At 58.7% G+C, this 3936-nt stretch carries 2 protein-coding genes and 1 pseudogene; 2 read left to right on the top strand and 1 reads right to left on the bottom strand.

Annotated features, from left to right (window positions below):
- Positions 1-183: pseudogene (locus A3754_RS26330) on the top strand (IS110 family transposase); the annotation flags it as partial.
- 284 nt (positions 184-467) lie between these two features.
- Here the strand turns inward: A3754_RS26330 and A3754_RS22910 are convergent.
- The gene (locus A3754_RS22910; RefSeq protein WP_063521436.1) at positions 468-1547 is read right to left on the bottom strand and encodes a DUF3080 family protein; all 1080 of its coding nucleotides are present in this window, start codon (positions 1545-1547) and stop codon (positions 468-470) included.
- 188 nt (positions 1548-1735) lie between these two features.
- Between A3754_RS22910 and A3754_RS22905 the strand changes: the two genes are divergently transcribed.
- Positions 1736-3936 (top strand): MG2 domain-containing protein (locus tag A3754_RS22905; protein WP_231880750.1); only part of this gene is annotated, 2201 nt, incomplete at its 3' end.

Raw genomic sequence — 3936 nt, 5'->3', positions numbered from 1 at the left:
AAGTTATACATGGGTGCCGTTGTGGCGATGCGGCATAACCCCAGCATTCGGCGCCAATATCAACGGCTGTGTGCTGCAGGCAAACGAAAGATGTCAGCGCTGGGCGCGGCCATGAGAAAACTGGTGCACATCGCTTACGGCGTGCTGGCGCACCAGAAAGAATATGAACCACAGCCCGTTTGAGAGGGGTTGTGGTTCATTGGGAGAGACGGTATCTACCGGGCGTTTGGGTGCGCACCTCAAGAGGTACCCCTGCAGCGGTTTTATGGAAAGCGTGTTGCATGCTGCGTGAAGCGTGTCGCGGCCGCAGAGCGGCAAAAAAAAACGGCGCCAAAAGGCGCCGTGAATAGTTTGGCTCGGGAGAGCTATCACGGAGTAAAACTCCGGAGCCGGTGAATGGGACTCACCGACACCCGGAAGTATGTGGACAACTGTTCTCGCAAGCATTCGCTTTGTAGACTTTTTGTTTAGCCTTCTAGGTCAATATTTGCACTATCGTCCAGCTTTTGCGCGCCACCGGGCATCAGATCGCATTGCCGCAGGCGCTCCTGCCAGAGCGAGACATGGTGCTTAAGTGCGCGGTTTAACTGGCTTTGCAGGCCTTTATCAGAAAAATAATGCGCCAACCACTGAGTGAAGGCTGGGGGTGTGGGGCTGATTAGTTGGTCTATCTTGGCCAGGGCGCTGGCCAGTTGCTGGCGCTGGCGTTGTGCGTCCGCCAGAGCCTGTTGCACCCGGCTGCCCCAGATATTGTCCAGCACATTGCGCAGTTTTCGGGCCCGCGTGGGCCGTCCTTTGGGGCAGAGCGCTACCGGATCAATGCTTTCGAGCAAGGCATTGCCGCGCTCCAGCTCTCGCAGAGCCAGTGCCAGCCGCCGCAGCAACTGCCCGCCCACCTGGCTGTGGGCGATTTGCTGTAGCCGGGCTTCCAGCCCGAACAGTTGCTCCGGGCTTGGCATGGCCTCGTTCTCAACAGGCGACTGGGCCAGTTGCGTCAAGCTCAGCAGAGCGGCCTGGCTGTCTCCGGCCAGCGCGGATGGGGACTGGCTGAAAAACTGGCGGAATTCCTCACTGGCGACCAGTGCGTTCCAGTAGAGGGCCGGTAGTGCTGCCTGCTTCTCCGCTACCACCTGTTCCAGCAGAGCGATCAGCTCGGCATTATCCAGCTTGCCGTTTGCCAGACACAGGCGAGCACGCCGGATAAAGGTGACTTCATGTTTTAAACGCAGGGAGTCGGCTTGCAACTTGCCCAATATGCTATTGCGCTCGCTGATCAACGTCATCAGGTTGCAGTGGCGCAGCTCCAGGTACTCAAGCAGATTGACCCGCTGCTCCGGAATCGGTTGCTGCAGTTCCCGGTTACCCGGATAGACCAGCACCGGTAGCGGGGCCCGTTCCGGAACCGCTTGCCCTGACAATCGAGCCAGCCGTGACAGATAATCCTCCCAGCGGGCGTCATCGCTGTTGCCGGGTATCAGCCACCAGAGAGTGAAAATCATCAGGGCAATAGTGATGATTATCAGGACTCCGTTTTTTGTTTTTATCACCGGATTCTTCCTTGAAACGGGTTTATGGCGTGCGTCGCTCTTGCCGCCAGATTGAGCATGGAATGGTGATTGTTGCCGCACGCCTGTCCCATGTCTGTGGTATGTTGCCCACGTTAATCATTTTGCCGTGGAAGAGTCTCATGCCAAGTCGGGGTTTGTCGTTTTTTCGTCTCTTGATGTTGTGGACTGTGCTGTTGATCGCAGCCTGTGATGATGCGGGTGATGCCAGCCGCAACGAGGAGGGCAACAGCGTTGCCGCAGAGAAAAACGACGCTGACCAGAAGGTATCCCCTCTGGATGATCGCTGGCAAACCCATCTGGCAGCCCTGCCGGCCGGTACCATCAGTGCCCGGGCGCCACTGGTTGTGCGCTTTAATCACCCGGTGGTGACTCCTGATCAACTCGACAAACCTCAATCCGGGGTCGCGCGGCTATTGCCGGAGCGGGCTGTCACGGCGGTGTTTACCGCCGAAGACCGGCTGGAAATTCGCCCCGCCGAGCCGTTACCCGGCGGGGAGTCGTTGACCCTGGTGCTGTACGCCCAGGGGCTGGGCAATGTGGATGACGCCTTGAGTCCCGCTGAGTTCTCCCTGCAGGTGCTGCGTCAGCAGCTGAGCCTGACGGTGGAGTCCCTGTTGCCCACGGACGATGGCGGCGAAATGGTACTGCGCGGCAGTCTGGAGACTCGCGATCTGTCGGACCAGGCTCACGTAGAGGCGGTACTGGATGCCCGCCAGAACGACAAGACCCTGACGATTAACTGGCAGCATGACAGTGCCGGCCTGCGCCATGATTTTTCGGTGAGCGGGATTGTGCGCGAACAGCAGGCCAGTGATGTATCACTGCGCTGGGATGCGGCGCCCCTTGGCGTGAACAACCAGGGCAACCGTCACTACACGGTGCCGGCACTGAAAAACTTCGCGGTAACCAATGTGCGGGCGGTCAGTTATCCCAAACCCCACGTCCAGGTGAATTTTTCCGAGGCCCTGAAAGCGACCCAGAACCTGAAAGGGCTGGTCACGTTGAATGGCAAGGCGCCCCGCGTGGAAGTGGATGGCAGCACCCTGCGCATTTATCCGCAGGATGAGCTGGAAGACGATGTGAAGCTGGTGATTGACGGCAGCCTGCGCTCCGCCAGCCAGGGTCGTCTGACGGACAAGCTGGAAAAAACCGTTACCCTGATGACCAGCAAGCCAGGGGTGCGTTTTGTCGGCGACGGCACCATCCTGCCCGATGGCAAACAACTCAGCGTACCGTTTGAAGCGGTGGGCGTGCACTCGGTGAAAGTGCAGGCGTTCCGGGTATTCGATGACAACATCGGCCGGTATCTGCAAGGCAGCGAACTGAATGAAGCCGACATGGATTCACGCAGCGGCCGCTACCTGTGGCAGAAAACCCTGACCCTGCCGGGTAATAGTGATGGCTGGCAACGCTACCAGCTGGACCTTACCGAGCTGATGGCCAAGCATCCCAATGGTCTGGTGCATCTCTCCCTGATCATCGACGGCGACGATATCAGCTACAGTTGCCCCGATGGTGCCCTGAAGAAAAAAACCACCTTGCCGGACAGCTACGAAGGCCCTGGGCAGGATGAGGATCGTTCTGATGTTTATCAGAATTATTATGCGGATGCGGGCTACCTGAGCTGGTACGAAAAAGACAATCCCTGCTCCGACAGTTACTACCAGTACAACGACCTGGCCAGCAGTACCCGCGCTTTCCTGGCCTCCAACCTGGGTCTGATCGCCAAACGCGGCCAGAACGATACCCTGCTGGTGGTGGCCACCGAGCTGGACAGCAACACCCCCGCCGAAGACGTGGTGCTCAAGGCCTATAACTACCAGCTGCAGCAGGTCGGCATGGGGCTTACCGATGCCGAGGGCATGGCCAGCCTCTCACTGGACGGATCCGCGTATTACCTGGAAGCGGTCAAGGACCGGGACAACGGCTACCTGAAACTGGCCCGCAACCGGGCCCTGCCCACCAACCAGTTCAACACCGGTGGCCAGCAAGTACGCGATGGACTGAAAGGCTTCTTCTACGGCGAGCGGGACGTGTGGCGCCCCGGTGATGACATTCACCTGACCTTTATTCTGGAAGACCAGGACAACACCATCCCCGACGGCCACCCACTGATGCTGGACTGGTTTGATCCCCGTGGTAACAAGGTGAAGAGCTATACCCTGGACAAGCCGGTGGGCGATTTTTATGCCTTCACACTACACACAGAAGAGGACGCGCCCACCGGGAACTGGCGTGCGGTGGCCCGGCTGGGTCAGCGTTATTTTGATACCCCGATTCGGGTGGAAGCGATCAAGCCCAACCGGCTGAAAATCGAGCTGGATCTGCCGGAAACGCTCTACACCAACCAAACCACCGACATTGGGTT

It is taken from the genome of Alcanivorax sp. HI0083 (assembly GCF_001635175.1).
Note: the sequence above shows the minus strand (reverse complement) of the source record. Positions and strands in the feature narration are given on the sequence as shown.